General features: G+C 62.7%; 17 protein-coding genes. 6 read left to right on the forward strand and 11 right to left on the reverse strand.

The features are described 5' to 3' along the window. The first annotated feature begins 126 nt into the window (after positions 1-126). Positions 127-783, forward strand: coding sequence for a 5-formyltetrahydrofolate cyclo-ligase (locus EOC94_RS24430; protein ID WP_127294039.1), 657 nt, complete (start codon positions 127-129; stop codon positions 781-783). Here EOC94_RS24430 and EOC94_RS24435 read toward each other — a convergent pair. Then, positions 780-1253, reverse strand: coding sequence for an Lrp/AsnC family transcriptional regulator (locus tag EOC94_RS24435; protein WP_095488596.1), 474 nt, complete (start codon positions 1251-1253; stop codon positions 780-782). The genes EOC94_RS24430 and EOC94_RS24435 overlap by 4 nt on opposite strands. A 159-nt stretch (positions 1254-1412) precedes the next feature. Between EOC94_RS24435 and ald the strand changes: the two genes are divergently transcribed. Together ald and EOC94_RS24445 are read left to right on the forward strand one after the other, a co-directional pair. Further along, on the forward strand, positions 1413-2528 hold the full coding sequence (gene ald / locus EOC94_RS24440; RefSeq protein ID WP_126106674.1) for an alanine dehydrogenase: 1116 nt from the start codon (positions 1413-1415) through the stop codon (positions 2526-2528). A gap of 202 nt (positions 2529-2730) precedes the next feature. Next, positions 2731-4029 carry an outer membrane beta-barrel protein gene (locus EOC94_RS24445; RefSeq protein WP_127294041.1) on the forward strand — a complete coding sequence of 433 codons (1299 nt, stop codon included), beginning with the start codon at positions 2731-2733 and terminating at the stop codon, positions 4027-4029. Between the two features lie 214 nt (positions 4030-4243). Here the strand turns inward: EOC94_RS24445 and EOC94_RS24450 are convergent, their stop codons facing one another. The 7 genes from EOC94_RS24450 to EOC94_RS24480 all read right to left on the reverse strand — a co-directional run bounded on the left by EOC94_RS24450 (position 4244) and on the right by EOC94_RS24480 (position 9636). Next, positions 4244-4711, reverse strand: coding sequence for a DUF1203 domain-containing protein (locus EOC94_RS24450; RefSeq protein WP_127206121.1), 468 nt, complete (start codon positions 4709-4711; stop codon positions 4244-4246). Positions 4712-4787: 76 nt separating this feature from the next. Continuing rightward, the gene (dapB, locus tag EOC94_RS24455; protein WP_127206120.1) at positions 4788-5594 is read right to left on the reverse strand and encodes a 4-hydroxy-tetrahydrodipicolinate reductase; all 807 of its coding nucleotides are present in this window, start codon (positions 5592-5594) and stop codon (positions 4788-4790) included. Between the two features lie 150 nt (positions 5595-5744). Continuing rightward, entirely contained in the window at positions 5745-6302 is a 558-nt protein-coding gene (locus tag EOC94_RS24460; protein WP_127206119.1) for an OmpA family protein, read from the reverse strand. Between the two features lie 99 nt (positions 6303-6401). Then, on the reverse strand, positions 6402-6965 hold the full coding sequence (locus EOC94_RS24465; protein WP_095488665.1) for a GNAT family N-acetyltransferase: 564 nt from the start codon (positions 6963-6965) through the stop codon (positions 6402-6404). A gap of 5 nt (positions 6966-6970) precedes the next feature. Continuing rightward, positions 6971-7822 carry a 3-mercaptopyruvate sulfurtransferase gene (sseA, locus tag EOC94_RS24470; protein WP_095488590.1) on the reverse strand — a complete coding sequence of 284 codons (852 nt, stop codon included), beginning with the start codon at positions 7820-7822 and terminating at the stop codon, positions 6971-6973. 36 nt (positions 7823-7858) lie between these two features. Then, the gene (locus tag EOC94_RS24475; protein ID WP_095488589.1) at positions 7859-8602 is read right to left on the reverse strand and encodes an alanyl-tRNA editing protein; all 744 of its coding nucleotides are present in this window, start codon (positions 8600-8602) and stop codon (positions 7859-7861) included. Further along, positions 8602-9636, reverse strand: a complete 1035-nt coding sequence (locus tag EOC94_RS24480; protein ID WP_095488588.1) for a cysteine synthase A — start codon at positions 9634-9636, stop codon at positions 8602-8604. Before EOC94_RS24480 ends, EOC94_RS24475 begins: the two co-directional genes overlap by 1 nt. 213 nt (positions 9637-9849) lie before the next feature. On the opposite strand from EOC94_RS24480, the gene EOC94_RS24485 reads away from it, so the two are divergent. Further along, complete coding sequence (locus EOC94_RS24485) at positions 9850-10671, forward strand: SDR family oxidoreductase (RefSeq protein ID WP_127206117.1); 822 nt, start codon at positions 9850-9852, stop codon at positions 10669-10671. A gap of 98 nt (positions 10672-10769) precedes the next feature. Next, positions 10770-11744 carry an alpha/beta fold hydrolase gene (locus EOC94_RS24490; protein WP_127206116.1) on the forward strand — a complete coding sequence of 325 codons (975 nt, stop codon included), beginning with the start codon at positions 10770-10772 and terminating at the stop codon, positions 11742-11744. 97 nt (positions 11745-11841) lie between these two features. Here EOC94_RS24490 and EOC94_RS24495 read toward each other — a convergent pair whose 3' ends face one another. Continuing rightward, the gene (locus EOC94_RS24495) at positions 11842-13245 is read right to left on the reverse strand and encodes a DEAD/DEAH box helicase (protein ID WP_127206124.1); all 1404 of its coding nucleotides are present in this window, start codon (positions 13243-13245) and stop codon (positions 11842-11844) included. A gap of 406 nt (positions 13246-13651) precedes the next feature. On the opposite strand from EOC94_RS24495, the gene EOC94_RS24500 reads away from it, so the two are divergent. After that, positions 13652-15184, forward strand: coding sequence for an acyl-CoA carboxylase subunit beta (locus EOC94_RS24500; RefSeq protein ID WP_127206115.1), 1533 nt, complete (start codon positions 13652-13654; stop codon positions 15182-15184). A gap of 36 nt (positions 15185-15220) precedes the next feature. Here the strand turns inward: EOC94_RS24500 and EOC94_RS24505 are convergent, their stop codons facing one another. Further along, a complete protein-coding gene (locus tag EOC94_RS24505) occupies positions 15221-17224 on the reverse strand; it encodes a hypothetical protein (RefSeq protein WP_127294043.1) in 2004 nt (667 codons plus the stop codon). Then, positions 17221-18753, reverse strand: coding sequence for an NAD(P)H-hydrate dehydratase (locus EOC94_RS24510; protein ID WP_127294045.1), 1533 nt, complete (start codon positions 18751-18753; stop codon positions 17221-17223). The genes EOC94_RS24505 and EOC94_RS24510 overlap by 4 nt, the downstream gene beginning before the upstream one ends. Positions 18754-19065: the final 312 nt, after the last annotated feature.

Genomic DNA, 19065 nt, shown 5'->3' on the forward strand with positions numbered 1-19065 from the left:
AGATAGTTTTGTGCACTGCAACAACATCCAACTTTGCCGACTGCCCGCCCTAAGATGTCGCGAACGTACATGCCCCCATCCTGCCGGCGGGTATAATTTCATCGAAACAGACGACGGGAGTGGAACTTGGATAGCGATCATGACGACGGTCCGGCGCACTATTCTTCGCCGCCTTGCTTCATGCACGAGCTCGACCCGGAATTCCGGGCGCCCCTATCCGACTGGACCGACGTCAAACGATGGCGCAAGGCCGAGCGCGAGCGGCTGATTGCAGCCCGCCTCGCTGTCTCGGCTGACGTGCGCACGGCAATGTCGCAGCGCATTGGCGAAAGCCTCGACGCGGTGATCGGTGCCATCGCCGGCCGCATGGTCAGCCTCTATTGGCCGTTCCGCGGCGAGCCGGATCTGCGGCCATGGATGGCGTCCATCAATGAGCGCGGTGGCCGTACCGCACTGCCTGTTGTCATCGAGAAAGGCCGGCCGCTTATCTTTCGCGCCTTTGCACCGGGCGACCGGCTGGAGAAGGGTGTCTGGAATATCCCGATCCCGGCTGAAGGCGATCCGGTGCTGCCCGACATCGTCATTTCGCCGATTGTCGGCATCGATCCGGGACAGTATCGGCTGGGCTATGGCGGCGGTTTCTTCGACCGGACGCTGGCGACGATGCCGTTCAAGCCGCTGGTCATCGGTGTCGGTTATGAGTTGCAGCGCATCGCCACCATCTACCCGCAACCGCATGACGTACCGATGGACCGGGTGGTGACAGAGGCCTTCGAGGCCTAAGCCATCTCCGGCTTCATCCCCACGGCCGTTCGGTCGACGATTTCGCGCAAGGCGAAGGACGAATTGATCTTCGTCACATGCGGCATCGCCGACAGCCACTCCTTGTGGATGCGCTCATAGTCGACGAGGTCCTTCGCCGCGATGCGCAGGATATAATCGTATTCGCCCGACATGAGGTGGCAGGACAGAACATTCGGGCAGCGCTTTATCGCCGCCTCGAAATCCGACAGTGTTTTCTCGAATTGCCCCGATAGCGATATATGCACGATCGCCGTCATCTGGTGGCCAAGAGCGGCATTGGAAAGCCGGGCGTGATAGCCGCGGATGGTTCCGGATTTCTCCAGATTGTCCAGCCGCCGCGAGCAGGCCGACTGCGACAGGCCGACCTTCTCGGCAAGCGCCGCGTTGGGTATCCGCCCATCCTTCTGCAATGTCTCGAGTATGGCGATATCGATCCTGTCGAGCGGCATTTTTCGGGATTCCTGCGACAATGCATCTATTTTGCGCAACGATTATCGAACCACACCCTCTTGCGCAAGCGCATTCGCAAACACCTACGGGACGATTCGTGGTTCACTATCTCTGGACAGGGAACATGCCCCAAAGGGCTGAATCAGGAGGAGAAGAAGATGCGCGTCGGCTGCCCCCGGGAAATCAAGAACCACGAATACCGCGTCGGCCTGACGCCGGGCTCGGTCCGCGAATATGTCGCGCATGGCCACGAAGTGCTGGTCGAGACCGGTGCCGGCGCCGGCATCGGCGCCGACGACAACGCCTATCGCGCCGCCGGCGCCACCATCGCCAAGACGGCCGCCGACGTGTTCGCCAAGTCCGACATGATCGTCAAGGTCAAAGAACCTCAGCCCAATGAATGGGCTCAGCTCCGTGACGGCCAGATACTCTACACCTATCTCCATCTCGCTCCAGATCCGGAGCAGACCAAGGGCCTGCTGGCCTCGGGCGTGACGGCCATCGCCTACGAGACCGTCACCGACGACCGCGGCGGCCTGCCGCTGCTGGCGCCGATGTCGGAAGTTGCCGGCCGCCTGTCGATCCAGGCCGGCGCTACCGCGCTGCAGAAGGCCAATGGCGGCCGCGGCGTGCTGCTCGGCGGCGTGCCCGGCGTGCTGCCCGGCAAGGTCACTGTGCTCGGCGGCGGCGTCGTCGGCCTGCATGCCGCCCGGATGGCGGCAGGGCTTGGCGCCGACGTCACCATCATCGACCGTTCGATCCCGCGCCTGCGCCAGCTCGACGATATCTTCGGCGGCCGCGTCCACACTCGCTACTCGACCGTCGAGGCGCTGGAAGAGGAATGTTTTTCGGCTGACATCGTCGTCGGGGCCGTGCTGATCCCGGGTGCCGCCGCGCCGAAACTCGTTTCGCGCGAAATGCTATCGGGCATGAAGAAAGGTTCCGTGCTGGTCGACGTCGCCATCGACCAGGGCGGCTGCTTCGAGACCTCGCACGCCACAACCCATGCCGAGCCGACCTATGAGGTCGACGGCGTCATTCACTATTGCGTCGCCAACATGCCGGGCGCGGTGCCGGTCACCTCGGCCCATGCGCTCAACAACGCGACTCTGCATTATGGCCTGCAGCTCGCCGACAAGGGCCTGAAGGCGCTGGTCGACGATCATCATTTGCGCAACGGCCTGAATGTCCACAAGGGCAAGATCACCAACCGCGCGGTGGCCGAAGCACTCGGCTACGATCTGGTCGAGCCGAAGGCCGTTCTCGCCGCCTGAACCCGCCCCTGATTCCTTCCCCACAGAGCCGCCGACGCCCGTCGGCGGCTCTGTTTTTCCACAAGCAGATTTCACGGTTTGCGATTAGCTGACCGGTTTTGCTCGGCTTGCTTGCAATCTGCTCCTCCTGTGACTTTTTTGCTACAGCGGCCAGCATGGGCCGCTGCTAGAGACGTGCTGGGTTTCAAAGGGGTTAGGGGCAATGATCAGCAAAAGATTCGCAAAATCTGTTCTTCTTGGCGCGGTTTCGGTGCTGGCGTTCGGATCGGTTTCTCATGCCGCCGACGCAGTTGTGCCGGTCGTCGAGACGTCGGGCTTCAACTGGAGTGGCATCTATGTCGGCTTTGGTGTTGGCGCCGGCGCCAATGTCCACGAGCTCAGCAGCGATTTTTTTCCTGGCTTCTCGCTGAACGGCATTGGCGGTGAAGGCGTGTACGGTGAACTGACCGTCGGCTTCGACTACATGGTGTCGCCGCGCTTCCTGATCGGCGGGCTTTTGGACGCCCATGTCGGCAACATTGAAACCACGCTCGATGTTGCTGGATTGGACGCTTCGATCCGCGAGACCTATGGTTTCGACGCTGGTTTGCGGGTTGGCTACCTCTTCACGCCAAACACTTTGGGCTATGTGCTCGGCGGCTATTCCTGGCAGAAGTACAAGCTCGACACGAACGCAGGTTTTGACTTCGATTGGGACCAGAGCGGCTACTTTGTCGGAGCTGGCGTTGAAACGGCCATCAACAGCAACTGGACCATCAAGTCAGAATATCGCTATACCCGCTTCGGTACTCAGAACATTCTTTCCGAGTTCGATATACCGGACGGCGTTCTCGACACGGACACGTCGCGGCATACGTTCCAGGTTGCGGCCAACTATCGCTTTGGCGCCCAGAATGGCGGTGTCGCCTCTTTTGAGGCCCCTGCCTACAACTGGACTGGCTTCTACGTCGGCGGTGCCGCCGGCGCGGGTGCGTCGGTGCATCAGATCGAAGTTCCGCCGCTTGGTGGCCTGGAGTTCAACGGGCTCGGTGGCGAAGGTGTGTTCGGCGAATTGAACGTCGGCTACGACCATGACTTCGGCAGCTGGGTCGCAGGCGTCATGGTTGATGCCCGCTACTCCGGCATGACTTCAGAGCTGAAGCTCCCGGGCGGATCCATTAATCTGGATACTGATTACGGTTTCGATGTGCTTGGCCGCGTCGGTATGAAAGTCAACGAATCAACCCTGGCCTATGTGCTCGGCGGCTACAGCTGGCAGCACTTCGATCTGAATGCGTCCTCACCCATCGGTGATATCCTCGATTGGGACTCCAGCGGCTTCTCAGTTGGTGGCGGTCTGGAAACGGCTATGTCCAGCAACGTGACCGTCGGCCTCGAATACCGCTATTCGCAGTTCTCCAAGAAGGATTTTTCGTCGGATATTGGGGCGCCGGATGACAGCCTCACCTCCACGCCTTCGTTCCACACCGTCCGTATCGGTGCGAAGTACAAGTTCAACTAAAACCGTCCAGACAACAGTCAAAGCCCGTCGGTCGTTCCGGCGGGCTTTTTCTTTGGGCGAGAGAATGCGGGCAACAAAAAAGCGGAGCCAAAGCCCCGCTTCCTCGGATGTCGAGACTTCCCGCCGGTTCATCCGCGGTCGGCAAATCGATCGACAATGCTTTTCTAACGCGACATTGCGACAGGCGTACGACAGATGAATACCGCCCGGATCGTCACGCGCGCTCGATCCGGCACTGGTAGCAATTGTTGCGCGCCGAGCGGACATGCACATAGGCGATGTCGTCGCGCTCGAACAAAGTCTCTGCCCGCGCCGCGATAGCGCCCGTCGGGATGACGCCGCCACTGCCATAGACGATGCGGTCGTCCTTGCCGTAGCCGCGGACGATGTAGTCGGTGCTTTCGAGCATTTCGGGAAGCGCCTCGGCTTCGGCAGCGCGCTCGCATTCCTCGGCGTGTAGAAAGATCGGCCCTGTCTCGGCATAGGGCTGCAATTCCGGGAATGGCCGGTAGGCCAGGATGAGATAGGCGTCGCCGGCGGCCACGTTGTTCAGGCAGTGGCGGCAAGGCACGCCGTCACCGTCGGATATTTTCCGCTCTGGTGTCAGGCCGTAGGCGTCCGGCCCGCCGCGCTGCAAGGCTCTGACATCTTCCGTGGGCAAGGCTTTGAACTGGATGGTCATGGCGAAATCTCCGGTATCGTCGACCGGAAATTACGCCGCTGCGCCAGCGCTTCCCACCCGATTCCTGCCGAGTCTATCAGTCCATCAACGCATCGAGACCGCGCACCAGCCCGGTGACCTCCTGCACCCGCCGGATGGCGAGCAACGTGCCGGCCACGTAAGGAGCGGCGGACGATCCGGCGTCATGACGGATGGTCAGCCGCTCGTCGGGCAGGCCGAACAACGCCTCGCAGGACAGGATGTAGGAAGGCAGGCGAAGCGCATGCACCTGCACCCCCTCGCCCGCACCGACCGCCGCGCCGCGCGTTCCAGGCACACCGGAGACCTCCGAGACCGGCCGCGCGGTCGAAGCCTTGCGGACATCGGCCAGCGCCTCCGCAAGCTCGCGCGCGGTGCCGGACGGCGCGTCGGGCTTCTTGGCGCTGGCATAGTCGATGACCTCGACATCCGGCACATATTTCGCCGCCATTAGAGCAAACCGCTTCATCAGCGTGGCGGTGATCGAAAAATTGCCGGCTGCAATAACGCCGACACGATTGGCGCGTGCTGCAGCATCGATCTCGGCAAAATCGGCCGCACCCAACCCCGACGTGCCGATCACAACGTGCCGTCCTTTCTCCATGGCCAGCAGCGCATGGTCCTTCACTACATGCGGCTTGGTGTAGTCGACCAGCACGTCGGACGGCACCTCCAGCGCCTCGGCCAGCGAGGCGGAAACGGTGATGCCGTTGGCCGGGATGCCAACCAGTAGCCCGGAATCCTGCCCCGCGCCGCTGCGTGACACGGCCCCGGCCAGCGCCATGTCGCCTTGCGCCCCGATCGCCGGAACCAGCGCCTTGCCGACCCAGCCGGTCGCACCGGCCATCACCACACGTATCGCCATCGTTTTGGTCCTTTCGCGCCATCACATTGGGCTTGAACGACCAGCGATATGGAAAGAACCCGGCTCATTCAAGCCGGGCTCTCTTTTGACTGTTTTGACTGTTGATCCAGACGGAGAATAGGATTCGGCAGGCGTCGAGTATCTGACTTACTACCTTATGAAGTCGTCGAAGCGGCGGAGCGTCACCCGGCGATTGCGCCAATTCTCGTTCTGCGTTTGCACGAGCAGGAATTCCTCGCCGTAACCGACGGTTTCGAGCGCATAACCCGGCACGTCGAATTCGCGCACCAGGGTGCGCTTCAGCGAGGCGGCGCGCTGTTCGGACAGGATTTGGTTCGACTGGAAGGAGCCGACCGCGTCGGTATGGCCCTCGATCAAAACACGGGCACCAGGGTCGCGCCGCAAGATGCGCTGAAGCGCATCGGCGATGTTTTCGATCTTGCCGTATTGCGAGCTGGAAATGGCCGCTGAGCCAAAGGCGAAATTGATCGACTGGATATCGATCGAGCGGGCCATGCGCCGCAGGTCCGGCCGCCTCTTGAATTCGCGGATGGTGACGCGCTGGTTCGGGCGCAGCTTAACTCGGGGCGCCGCCTCAAGCTGGCGCTCGATCGTCGCCGCCGAGGGCGTGGTCGCCTGGGCGGCGGCTACGGTCGGCACGGCGAGCGCGGCAATCAGCGCGGCGGCAAATGTGCGTCGGGTCAGCATGTCTTTTCTCCTTCGGCCTCGGCCGCATTGATGGTGCCGGCAAGATGGCAAAGACAAGCTGAAGCTTTGATGAACAATAAGTTCAGGTTGCGGAGAAAATCATGGCCGCATGACGCTGGCCGAGCGCTCGGCTAAGGACATTGGATGCACGATCTCCTTCTTTTGCGCCACCGGCGCAAAGCCGAGTTTCTGGTAGAGCGGCAGTGCCGCAGGATGATCGAGCGTGCAGGTCTGCACCGTCACCCGCTTCGGCCCATGCGACCAGGCGGCGGCGATCGCCGCACCCAGGAACCAGCGGCCTATGCCTTGGCCTGTCGCATGCTCCATCATGCCGAAATAGGCGAGTTCCACTTCCTCCGGCAAATGCGGCTTGAGGTCGAAAAAGCCGGCCGGTGCGCCGTCGAGATAGAGCACCCTGATGTCGCGGTCTTCGCGGTGGATGCCTGCAGACAGCTCCTCGTCGCTTAGCCTCAGCACGTTGACCCAGTGCCATTTGCGGCCCACCCGGTCCATCAGATAGCGGTAGAAATGCAGTGGAATGTCCTTGGTCTTCAGCAATGCGATCTGACGGTTGTACGGCACTGGCGGCGAATAGGCCGGCGGCACATGCATTTCGAGAAACGTCACCGTGACCTCGATGTCTTCCAGCGCTCCGTTCTTCATCACCGTCAGTCCTTGCCCGTCACCACGGGCGTATCGGAAAGCCCACCCCATTCCGTCCATGAACCGTCGTAGAGCCTGTTGTCGGTATGGCCAAGCGTCTCGAGCGCCAGCGTGATCGCCGCCGCCGTAATGCCAGAACCGCAAGAGGTGACGACCGGCTTCGACAGGTCGATGCCGGCGTCCTCGATCACCTTGCGCAAGCGGTCTTTCGGCAGCAGTTCGCCGTTTTCAGCAAGCGCCGAAAACGGCACATTGTGCGCGCCGGGCATATGGCCTGAGCGGATGCCGGCGCGAGGTTCAGGCTCGGTACCGGCAAACCGGCCGGCAGATCGGGCGTCGGCGATCTGGTTTTCCCCCGTCCCAACGATCCGGCGCATGTCGGCAAGGCTGGCGACGCGAGCGGCATCGAAATCGGCGTGAAAAACGCAAGGCGCGATCTTCGTCGGCTCCGCCGTGACCGGCCGTCCCGCCGCTTTCCAGCGGTCGAAGCCGCCGTCCAATATATAGACCTGGAACACACCCATGACGCGGAACATCCACCACGCGCGCGGCGCCGAGAAGAAGCCCGGACCATCATAGACGACGATGGTGTCGTCGGCCGAGATACCCATCGCACCGACATATTGCGCGAAATGCTGCGGCGACGGCAGCGTGTGCGGCAGTGGGGAATCGGGATCCGAGATCGCATCCTGATCGAGGAAACGGGCGCCCGGAATGTGCGCTGCATCATATTCGGCGCGCGCGTCGCGCTTTTGCGCCGGCAGATACCAGGACGCGTCGACGATGGTCAGGCCGGGCTCGCCGAGGCGCTTCTGCAACCAATCCGCGTCGACGGTGAAAGGGCTGTCTTCGGCCATTCTTCTTCTCCTGTCCCGCCTCTGGCAAACTATATATCAAGCCGCGGGCATCGGGCCAAAGCGTATGCGGAAGCGCCGGTTTTCGCGACCCTTCTTCTCGATTTTACCGATATGGACCTCGCCGACTTCTCCAGTGCTCCTCACATGGGTGCCGCCGCAAGGCTGGCTGTCGATCGAGGCGTTGTCGCCGATGCAGACCAAGCGGATCTTGCCGGTGCCGACGGGTGGCCGAACATTCTTGGATTTCACCAGTCCGGGATTAGCCGCCAGTTCCTCGTCGGTGATCAGCCTGACAAAGACCGGGTGGTCGGCCCGCACCAGTTCCATCAGCCTGGCCGTCACGTCCTCCTTGGTGAAGCCGGCATCGGGAATATCGAAGTCGACACGGCTGTCGTCCTCGGAAACCGAGGCACCGGTGATCGGGAACGGGCAGACGACGGTGAGCAAATGGCAGGCTGTGTGCATGCGCATCAGCAGATGCCGCCTCTCCCAATCGAGGGCGAGCTTTATCGGCTCGCCGATCTCAAGCGCCGCCCGCTCAGGCGGCGGCACGTGGATGATCTCGTCCTTGGTCTCGCCGGTGATGGTGGCGGCAACAGTTATCAGGCTGCCGTCGGCGCGTTCGAGAGTGCCCGTATCGCCCGGCTGCCCGCCCGACGTGGCATAGAAGATCGTCCGGTCCAGAATGATGCCGCCACGGTCGTTGACGGCGACAACCACGGCATCAGCCGTCCTGAGATAGGCGTCGCCACGAAACAGGGCATCCGTCCTGTAAGCCATCACGCAACCTTTTCGAAGGGCACCGAAATTGTGCTTCGCTGTTCCATCCAGCCCGGCACCGGCAGTTTCTTTTGGCGCAGGAATTCCGGGTTGAACAATTTCGACTGATAGCGCGTGCCGTAGTCGCAAAGCACGGTCACGATGGTGTGGCCGGGACCCATTTCGCGCGCCAGCCGGATCGCGCCGGCAATGTTGATGCCTGTCGAGCCGCCGACGCACAGGCCTTCCTCCTGGATCAGGTCGAAGACGATCGGCAGCGCGTCCTCATCTGGAATCTGGAAGGAGAAATCCGGCGTGAACCCCTCCAGATTGGCGGTGATCCGCCCCTGCCCGATGCCTTCGGTGATCGAGCTGCCTTCGGATTTCAACTCACCGCTGGTGTAGAAACTGTAGAGCGCCGCACCCAGCGGATCGGCGAGCGCGATCTTGACGTCCTTGCTCCTGGCCTTCAACCCAAAGGCGACGCCGGCCAGCGTTCCGCCGGAGCCGACCGCCGAGACGAAACCGTCGACCTTGCCGCCGGTCTGGGCCCAGATTTCTTCCGCCGTGGTGCGGGTATGGCCGTCACGGTTGGCAACGTTGTCGAACTGATTGGCCCAGATCGCGCCGTTCGGCTCGGACCTGGCCATCTGCTCGGCCAGACGGCCCGACAGTTTCACGTAATTGTTGGGATTCTTGTAGGGAACGGCAGGCACCTCGATCAGCTCGGCGCCGAGCAATTTGATCGTGTCCTTCTTCTCCTGGCTTTGCGTCTCGGGGATGACGATCACGGTGCGGTAGCCAAGCGCCTTGGCGACCAGCGTCAATCCGATGCCGGTGTTGCCGGCCGTCCCCTCGACGATGACCCCGCCCGGCCTCAAGAGCCCGCGCTGCTCGGCGTCGCGGATGATGAACAGCGCGGCGCGGTCCTTGACCGACTGGCCCGGATTCATGAATTCGGCCTTGCCCAGGATCTCGCAGCCGGTTTCTTCCGAAGCTTTGTTGAGGCGGATCAGAGGCGTGTTACCGATCGCTTCGATCACAGAACGGGGCATGGAGATTCCTTTATGCTTGCGGCGGAACCCTAGAAACCCGAAGCTTCGGTTTCAAGGCAAGAATTTGCCTGGTCCAGCGGCATTTCTGGGCTGCAATTCCTAAAACAGATGTCGCGTTCCAGCATTCGTTCGAAGCTTTCGCTGAAAAGCGCTCTTTTCATTCGATTTCTTCATCGCTAGAGCACAGGCTAAGAAAAAGTCGCAGGGCATAGCATGACTCTCTATCGGGCCAACCCGAAGCACGGCGTCGCCTGGATCACGGGCGGCAGCAGCGGCATCGGCCGTTCACTGGCCAAGGACCTTGCGGCTCAGGGCTATACCGTCGCGGTGACGGCGCTCGACGACGAACCGATCGACACGCTTGTCGTCGAGACGGCGCAGATGCCGGGCCGTGTCACGGCCTATCCCTGCGACGTCACCGACGAGAAGCGCATGGCAAAGACAGTCGCGGCGATCGAGAAGGATCTCGGCCCGATCGTCTTGGCCGTCTTCAATGCCGGGAACTATATTGCGACCGCCGGCGAAGATCTCACCGTCCGCGGGTTTCGCCAATCCTTCGATGTCAATTACTTCGGCATCATCAACGGCCTGGTGCCGGTCATCGAACGCATGCGTGTCCGCGCGCGCGGTCATGTCGTGCTGGTCGGTTCGGTCACCGCCTATTTCGGCTGGCCGACCACGGCCGCCTATGGCGGCACCAAGGCGGCGATCAATATTCTGGCTGAATCGCTGAAATACGACTTTGATAAGATGAACGTGCGCATCCAGGTGATGAATCCGGGCTTCGTCGACACGCCGCTGACCGAGAAGAATTTGCTGCCGATGCCCGGGCTGATGCCCGTCAATCGCGCTTCGCGCCGCATGGCGCGCGGCATCAAATCCGGCGGCTTCGAAGTAACCTTCCCGCGCCGCTTGAGCTGGGGCCTGAAGCTGCTCAGCATCCTGCCGAGACCACTCTGCCGGTGGGTCATCAGCACCGCGACCCGCTGGAAGGCACGTCCGCTGAATTTCGACCGCAAGCCGCCGAGCGAATAAGCCGGCCATCAAAGTTGGCGGTCCAGCCGCCGGCAGGATGCCCGTTGCGTGTTTGCATTTTGCGGCCATAGGTTGAAAATTGTTACGTGGAGTCTGCAATGGGGCGACGGATCGTGCTTGCGGTACTGGGTCTCGCCGTCATTCTTGTCCTGGCCTTCATGCTTGGCCCACGCGTGCAAGCCGACACGACGATCCGCTTCGATCCTTCCGTGATCGGCGATGACCCGCAAGCCTATCTGGCACGCAACGAGGCTGCCGTACCGGGCATCTACGACGGGCTGGAGAAGGAGATCATCTGGGCCAACCCGATGGTTCATGCCAGGACGCCGCTCGCGATCGTGTACATCCATGGCTTTTCGGCATCGAAGGGCGAGGTTCGTCCACTGCCCGACGAGGTGGCCGACGAGTTGGACGCCAATCTTTACTACACCCGCCTCACCGGCCACGGACAGGGCGGTGCTGCAATGGCCGAAGGCAGCGTCAACGCCTGGATCAACGACTATGAGGAAGCGCTCGCCATCGGCCGGGCGATCGGCGACAAGGTGATCGTCATCGCTACCTCGACCGGCGGCTCGCTGGCGGCCTGGGCTGCGACCCAGCCGGGCGCATCGGATGGGGTGGCGGCCATCGCGTTCATCTCGCCGAATTTCGGCGTCAAGGCTTCCGGCGCCGAACTCCTGACCATGCCGTGGGGCCGAGCGATCGCCGAGCTGGTCGCCGGCAAGGAACGCAGCTTCGTGCCACGCAATGCGCTGCACGAGAAATTCTGGACCTACCGCTATCCGATCGCCGCGACGCTGCCGATGGTGGCGCTTACCGAACTTGCCTATGGCGCGCCGGTGGAGAAGGCGACGATCCCTGCCCTGTTCATCTTTTCGGATTCGGACAAAATCGTGCGGCCCGACCGCACCCGCGAAATTGCCGGGCGCTGGGGCGCCGCGCACGAATTGGTGCCGGTCGACGATACCGGCGATCGGGACAACCACGTCATTGCAGGTGACGCGCTGTCGCCAGCAACGACGGCTTTCCTCGCGCAGCGCATCGTCGTGTGGGTAGAGGCGGTGGTGAAGTAGGTCTCAGGCGAAAAAGGCGACCGAAGCATCGCTCCGATCGCCTTTTCAATTGTGAGCAGCCGAGCCCCGATAGGCTCGGCCGGATGCAACTATGTGATTACGCAGCCCGCGCCGCTGGCCGCTTACCGCCGAAGCGGCGCTTGTTGTTGCCCTTGAACGGCTTGGCGCCTTCCGGCTTGCGCTCGCCGGCAAAGGCCGGCTTGTCGCCGAAGCGCTTCTTGCCGTTGTTCTGGCCGCCTGGCCGCCTGCCGTCGCGACGACCATTGCGGTCGTTGGCCGGCTCGAAATGGCGCTCGTTCTTTTCGGCGGGATTGCGCTGCGGATCGGGGCTGCCGAGATGGTCGGCAACGATCGGCAGCTTGGTGCGGATGATGCGCTCGACCTGGCGCAGCTTGCTGTTCTCGGAGGGATCGCAAAGCGTGATGGCGATGCCGTCCATGCCGTTACGGCCGGTACGGCCGATGCGGTGGACATAGCTCTCCGCCTCGTCCGGCAGGTCGAAATTCACCACGTGGCTGATGCCGGGCACGTCGATGCCGCGCGCCGCGATATCGGTCGCCACAAGAATGCGCACCGAACCCTCGCGGAAATCGTTCAGCGCCTTCTGGCGGGCGTTCTGCGACTTGTTGCCGTGGATGACGGCGGCCTTGAAGCCGTCGCGCTCAAGGTCCTTGGTCACCCTGTCGGCGCCATGCTTGGTGCGCGAAAAGATGATGACGGACTTCATTGCCTCGTCGGCGAGCATCGTCGACAGCACCTGGCGCTTCTGCTTGGTGCGGGCGAAGACAACACCCTGCACGATCTCGGCTGCTGCGGTGCTGTGAGGCGCCACCTCGACGCGGATCGGGTTCTTCAGCAGGCCTTTCGCCAGTTCGGCGATTTCGGCCGGCATGGTCGCCGAGAACAGCACCGTCTGACGGTCCGGCGCGGTCGCCCTGGCGATGCGCTTGACGTCGTTGATGAAGCCCATGTCGAGCATGCGGTCGCCTTCGTCCAGCACCAGCCATTTGGTGTCGGCAAGCACAAGATCGCCCTCACGCACCAGGTCGGTCAGCCGGCCGGGCGTGGCAATCAAAATGTCGACGCCGGGAGCAATCTTCTTCACCTGGCTGAAGCGCGAGACGCCGCCAAGCACGAGTGCTGTCGAGACATGCGCGCCCTTGGCGAGCAGCTTGATCATCTCTTCGATCTGCACGGCAAGCTCACGCGTCGGCGCCAGGATCAGCGCGCGAGCGGTCTTCGGCCGGCGCTTGGTGCCGAGCGCGATGATCTTCGACAGGATCGGCAGCGCGAACGCCGCGGTCTTGCCCGAACCGGTCTGGGCGATGCCAAAAATGTCACGGCCTTCCAGCTGCGGCGGGATCGCCTGGGCCTGGATCGGCTTCGGCTCGGTGAAGCCGGCGCCATGGGTGGCCTTGAGCAGCGCGCCGGTGATTCCAAGTGCTGCGAAACCCGAAAGTTCCCCAGTGTTCGTACCGGTCAAATTGTTTTCACCGGTCAAAGTGTTTTCGTTGGTCAAAGTATTCTTCTTTCACGCGGCTCGTGGCCGCAAACATCGATGGCGGCAGGGCGCAACCTGCCGTCGAAAAAACTGTCATGAAACGACAAGGCGGCGGACACTATCGTCCGCACGGCTGCGCTGTCGTGCCCGCAGGCATCATGCCACGGGGCTTTTTCGCCGCCTTGCCGATATGTCGGAAAGAGGGAAAACAGACGCAACCAGTCTCATTCGTCGAGAAGGCCGGATACTCCCGGCCCAAGCGCCTATGTCGCCGCATATGGCCCAGTTCGCCGCGGAATGCAAGGGGCGCCATGTTGCGGCGCAGCAAATCGACGGCAAAAGCCGCGCTTGCGCTCCCCTGCCTGCATGATTACCACAAATCAGCTTCCGTATTGGGGATCGACCGATGAAGGACGTGCTGAAGGAACTCGAGCGCCGCCGCGACATGGCACGCATGGGCGGCGGTCAGGCCCGGATCGACGCACAGCACAAGAAGGGCAAGCTCACCGCGCGAGAACGCATCGACGTCTTTCTCGACGAGGGCTCGTTCGAGGAGTTCGACATGTATGTCGAGCATCGCTCGACCGATTTCGGCATGGAGAAGACCAAGATCGCCGGCGACGGCGTCGTCACCGGCTGGGGTACCGTCAACGGCCGCCCGGTCTATGTCTTCGCCAAGGATTTTACCGTGTTCGGCGGCTCGCTGTCCGAGGCCCACGCCGAAAAGGTGGTCAAGGTGCAGGAGATGGCGCTGCGCAACCGCGCACCGATCATCGGCCTCTACGACGCCGGCGGCGCCCGCATCCAGGAAGGCGTGGCAGCACTTGGCGGCTATGCCGAGATCTTCCAGCGCAATGTGCTCGCCTCCGGCGTCATCCCGCAGATTTCGCTGATCATGGGCCCTTGCGCCGGCGGCGACGTTTATTCGCCGGCCATGACCGATTTCATCTTCATGGTTCGCGACACCTCCTACATGTTCGTCACCGGGCCGGACGTGGTGAAGACCGTCACCAACGAGACAGTCACCGCCGAGAGCCTCGGCGGCGCCTCCGTCCACACGACGAAGTCCTCGATCGCCGATGGCGCCTATGACAATGACGTCGAGGCGTTGCTGCAGATGCGCCGGCTGGTCGATCTGCTGCCGGCCTCCAACACGGCTGATATCCCCGAGATCGAATGCTATCAGTCGGTCACCGATCACGATCTGTCGCTCGACCGGCTGATCCCCGACAACGCCAATAAACCCTACGACATCAAGGAGTTGATCCTTAAAGTTGCCGACGAGGGTGATTTCTTCGAGATCCAGCAGAGTTTTGCAAAAAACATCGTCACCGGTTTCGGGCGCGTCGAAGGCCGCACGGTCGGCTTCGTCGCCAACCAGCCGATGGTGCTGGCGGGCGTGCTCGACTCGGACGCCAGCCGCAAGGCGGCGCGGTTCGTTCGCTTCTGCGACTGTTTCTCGATTCCGATCGTCACCTTAGTCGACGTTCCGGGCTTTCTGCCCGGCACCGCGCAGGAATATGGCGGGCTGATCAAGCATGGCGCCAAGCTTTTGTTCGCCTATGCCGAGGCGACCGTTCCGAAGATCACCGTCATCACCCGAAAGGCCTATGGCGGTGCGTATGACGTGATGGCGTCAAAGCATCTGCGCGGCGACATGAACTATGCCTGGCCGACGGCGCAGATCGCAGTGATGGGCGCCAGAGGCGCCGTTGAGATCATCTATCGCAAGGACATCGGCGATGCGGAGAAGATCGCAGCGCATACAAAGGCTTACGAGGATCGCTTCCTGTCGCCCTTCGTCGCCGCCGAGCGCGGCTACGTCGATGAGGTGATCATGCCACATTCGACCCGTCGTCGCATCGCGCGCGCGCTCCGCATGCTGCGCAACAAGGATATGCAGAACCCTTGGAAGAAGCACGACAACATTCCGCTGTGACGGCGCTGACAGCGCGAAAGCGGCCACAGCAAAAGCTCACTCCGCTTCCGCCGCGCCAAATCCTGCTCCCATGGTGGCACGGACAGCGCCCGCCCAAGGTGTCGCGTGGTTGTCGATGCGCATCTGAAAAATGAAATAGGTCGGCGAGCAGAAGCCGATACCTTTCACCTTACCGATACCAGGCGTGTCTGGTGGCAGCGACTGGCACATATAGTCCTCGCGGCAGAAATGATCGGCCGAGCAAGCCGGCCGGTTGCCGCGATTGACCGCGCCGCCGAGGCACTGGTCGAAATTGTTGGTCGCCACGCAAGTGTCGAATTTCTTGCCGCCGACCAGCCCGCAGATCTCGTTCGGCATCGGCTTGCCCGGCTTGAAGCCGGCAAAGGCACGATCCTTGTCGTCGCAGCCGCGATAGGCGATGCCGGCCGGCACGCCGATCTTCGGCGGCCGGCACGTGTAGGCGGTGCGCGAAATGTCGGTCGCGAAGGCCGCAAACTGGCCTGATATGCTGTAGCGGTCGTTGAAAGGCTGCGTGCCGTTGCTGGCGATCGAGCCGGTCAGGCACGGGTGGCCGGCAAACATCTTGTCGCTGTCCTTAGGCAACAGGCATTGCGCCAGTTTGGTCCGCACGCCCGACGCAGTCGCCAGCGGCGTGCAGACAGTGCCGCCGCCGCATTGCCAAGTCGTGCCGAAACGGGCCGCATCCTCCGGCATCAGGCACGGCATCGCCATTGCGGCCGGCGCATAGGCGACCTCGCCGGCGTCCTTCCATGCCGCCGGCGGCGCGAAGGACAATGGGCGGAAGCGGTTCGGCTCCTTGCCTTCTGCCGTCGCGCGCAGCCAGGCCTCGCGCCGCGGCATCTCGGCATTAAGATGCGGAGAGATGCCGACCTCGATGCGGTTCAGCGGCGACGTGGTCTTGTCGTCGAGACCGATGAAATGGAAACCGGCGGTCGAACCCGCCTGGTGGCACCCCTGACAGGCGCCATTATCCAGCCGCTCGACCAGCGCTTCCGGCGTGCGCACCAGCTTCAAGGCGGAATAATCGAGCCCGACAAAATCCGCAGGCTGGAACAGCGGCGTGAACGGGTGATTGGCCTGCCTCGCGCTGCCGAAGGTCGACCATGAGATGACTTTTTTCGCCAGGAACTCATCGGGGATTTCGTAGACGCCGAGATCGACCGCCGCGAGATTGGCGCTGATATAGTCGGCGAGTTTCGCTTTCAGCGCGGCGTCTTCCGAGAGCAGCGCCACATCCGGCGTGTTTTCCAGCGGCCTCTCGCTGACCGTCTCTCCATCGATGCCAAAAATCCGCATGAGATAGGCGGCCTGGCCGCCGAATTCGGTCTCCTGGCCGGAGGGAAAGCGCACCACTTGTGCGTTGAGCTCGAGCTGCTTGAAGCTCAGTCCCGCCTTATCCAGCGGCCCACCGATGAGCCAGCCGGTATCGACGGTCTCGTCGAGCTGTGGCGTCCAGCGTCCGGCAACGCCGACGCAGCCGCCATCTGCGTCTGGCGTGGCGCTGTAAATGGCATTGAAGTTGAACGGCAGGCGCGAGGCCAGAACCTTGCCGTTCTTCTTGAAGCTGTAGGCGAGGCGATAAATGAAACGCACCTCGCCGCAACTCCCGTCGGCGCGCGCTTCGGTGAAATCGCGCCGGTCGATCCTATTGACGACACCGACCAGCCTGAAGCGCGCGGCGCCGGTCTTCAGCCAGCGCATGTCCATGATGCGGCCGACATTGCCGTCGGTGACTTCGTAGAGCGGCCGCCCGCCAGCCTTCATCTCGGCCCGCAGCGCGGCGACATCGCCGGCAATCGTTTCGACGATTGCGTGATAGCCCGGTGCCTTGTCATAGAGCGTCTTCAGGTCGCCCTTGCCATCGACGCCGAAAATGCCGGCGAAACCAAAACCCTTGGCATCGAGGGCGGCGAGCACGGCCGGATCGTCGACGATGGTCACGAGACCTTCGGCGCGCGCGGTGTGTGCCATGAAAACGGCGATGAAGACTGTGGCAAGCAGCGCGACCCAGCGGTTCATCCAGCAGTCACCTCGTTGCGACGTTCGGCAAGCTGGCGCAGCACCGGCAGCAGCGCCAGCGGCAAGTCTTCGGCGATCAGCCCCGGTCCGAAACGGCTGCCGGCCTCGGCATGGATCCAGACCGCTGCGCAGGCGGCTTCGAAAGCCGGCATGCCTTGCGCCAGAAAGCCGGCGATGATGCCCGACAGCACGTCGCCCGAACCGGCGGTGGCCAGCCATGGCGCGCCATTGCCGTTGATCGCTGCTCTGCCATCGGGCGCCGCGATCACCGTGTCCGCGCCCTTGTAGACGACGATGGCGCCGGCGCGCTCGGCGGCAGTGCGCGCCTTGGCCAGCTTGGACAGGTTCGTGTCTCCGGCGATGTCCGGAAACAGCCTGGCGAATTCGCCCTCATGCGGCGTCAGCACCAGCGCCGGCGCGTTCGGACGACGGGCGGCTTCGAACAAAACGTTCGGCGCATCGCGAAACGAAGTGATGCCATCGGCATCGAGCACCAGCCCGTCGACCCTGCCGTCTGGCCGCTGCCCGGTAGCCAGCACGCCGAGGGCAAAATCACGTGTTTTTTCGCCGACGCCAAATCCGGGCCCGAGGACGAAAGCCGACGGCCGGCGGCGGCCGATGAATTCCTGTACGTCCGCAACGCTGTCACTCTTGTGCAGCATGATCGAGGTCAGATGCGCGGCATTTACCTGCAGCGCGTTCGCCGGCGACAGCACGGTCACCGCCCCTGCCCCGCTTCTGGCCGCGGCAAGCGCCGACAGCCGTGCGGCACCCGTCGCCGATGGCCCGCCGGAAAAAACGCCGACATGGCCGCGCCTGTATTTATGGGTGTCGACGGCTGGAACAGGGAAATCCCCGATCCAAAGCGGCGGGGTGTTCTCGAAGGTCCGCGGTTCAAGCTGCGCAATGATCCCGTCGCCGATGCCGATGTCGGCAAGCACCAGCTCGCCGCACATCTCGCGCCCAGGCAACAGCAGATGGCCGGGCTTTTTTCGCGCAAACGTCACCGTGACGCGGGCACGGAATGCCTGGCCGAGACTCTGGCCACTCTCGCCTGACACGCCTGAGGGCAGATCGACCGCGACGACAGGCAGGCTCAGTTCTGTCGCAACCTCGACCGCCCTGGCGGCATCTCCGGACAGCGGCTTGGACAGCCCTGCCCCATAAAGCGCATCGACCACGATCGAGCCTGTCTCGGCAACAAACTCCGATAGCGGCCGAGGCCTGACCGGACACTCCGAAGCAGCGAGCGCCGCATCGCTGCCGGCTTTGGGCGAGCCGGACGCCCACACGGCTACGTCGACGGCGCTGTCCCTCAGAATGCGGGCGACGACATATCCGTCGCCGCCGTTGTTGCCGGGACCGCACAGGACGTGGACCCGTCTGGCAACTGGAAAATGGGCGAGCACCACGGCAGAGACCGCGGCACCTGCGTTGCGCATAAGGTCTATGCCGGCCAATGGGCCGGTGGCGATCGCCAGCCGGTCGGCCTCGGTCGTCTCGGCCGGAGACAAAAGTTCGTTATTCATGGAGTGCCGATACGCATTGGCTCAAGCCCGATCCTTGTGTTCAAACCCCGATCCTGGTGTTCAAAGATCGTCCAGTTTTCGGTTCGAAGCAAACGGGTGCCGAGATGGCGCAATCGGTAAGCACATCGTTGGGGACAATGGCGTCGCCGAAACACAATTGCCTGCAAAGTGCGCTATATGCTCAATTATTGTGCGGACGGGAGCGCTGACAATGTGTAGGTTCCCAGTATCCATGACGCATCCAACGCAGCGAATGACGCGAAATCACATCCTGACGCGGCATGGCATCGAAATCGCGTGATACCGCTTCGA

This window comes from Mesorhizobium sp. M6A.T.Ce.TU.016.01.1.1 (assembly GCF_003997065.1).
Classification (GTDB): domain Bacteria; phylum Pseudomonadota; class Alphaproteobacteria; order Rhizobiales; family Rhizobiaceae; genus Mesorhizobium; species Mesorhizobium mediterraneum.

Excerpts from the sequence above, each read along its gene's own strand:
- EOC94_RS24435 (WP_095488596.1), bottom strand. The coding sequence starts at position 1,253 with ATGCCGCTCGACAGGATCGATATCGCCATACTCGAGACATTGCAGAAG.
- ald (WP_126106674.1), top strand. The coding sequence starts at position 1,413 with ATGCGCGTCGGCTGCCCCCGGGAAATCAAGAACCACGAATACCGCGTC.
- EOC94_RS24445 (WP_127294041.1), top strand. The coding sequence starts at position 2,731 with ATGATCAGCAAAAGATTCGCAAAATCTGTTCTTCTTGGCGCGGTTTCG.
- EOC94_RS24450 (WP_127206121.1), bottom strand. The coding sequence starts at position 4,711 with ATGACCATCCAGTTCAAAGCCTTGCCCACGGAAGATGTCAGAGCCTTG.
- dapB (WP_127206120.1), bottom strand. The coding sequence starts at position 5,594 with ATGGCGATACGTGTGGTGATGGCCGGTGCGACCGGCTGGGTCGGCAAG.
- EOC94_RS24460 (WP_127206119.1), bottom strand. The coding sequence starts at position 6,302 with ATGCTGACCCGACGCACATTTGCCGCCGCGCTGATTGCCGCGCTCGCC.
- EOC94_RS24465 (WP_095488665.1), bottom strand. The coding sequence starts at position 6,965 with ATGAAGAACGGAGCGCTGGAAGACATCGAGGTCACGGTGACGTTTCTC.
- sseA (WP_095488590.1), bottom strand. The coding sequence starts at position 7,822 with ATGGCCGAAGACAGCCCTTTCACCGTCGACGCGGATTGGTTGCAGAAG.
- EOC94_RS24475 (WP_095488589.1), bottom strand. The coding sequence starts at position 8,602 with ATGGCTTACAGGACGGATGCCCTGTTTCGTGGCGACGCCTATCTCAGG.
- EOC94_RS24480 (WP_095488588.1), bottom strand. The coding sequence starts at position 9,636 with ATGCCCCGTTCTGTGATCGAAGCGATCGGTAACACGCCTCTGATCCGC.
- EOC94_RS24485 (WP_127206117.1), top strand. The coding sequence starts at position 9,850 with ATGACTCTCTATCGGGCCAACCCGAAGCACGGCGTCGCCTGGATCACG.
- EOC94_RS24490 (WP_127206116.1), top strand. The coding sequence starts at position 10,770 with ATGGGGCGACGGATCGTGCTTGCGGTACTGGGTCTCGCCGTCATTCTT.
- EOC94_RS24500 (WP_127206115.1), top strand. The coding sequence starts at position 13,652 with ATGAAGGACGTGCTGAAGGAACTCGAGCGCCGCCGCGACATGGCACGC.
- EOC94_RS24505 (WP_127294043.1), bottom strand. The coding sequence starts at position 17,224 with ATGAACCGCTGGGTCGCGCTGCTTGCCACAGTCTTCATCGCCGTTTTC.
- EOC94_RS24510 (WP_127294045.1), bottom strand. The coding sequence starts at position 18,753 with ATGAATAACGAACTTTTGTCTCCGGCCGAGACGACCGAGGCCGACCGG.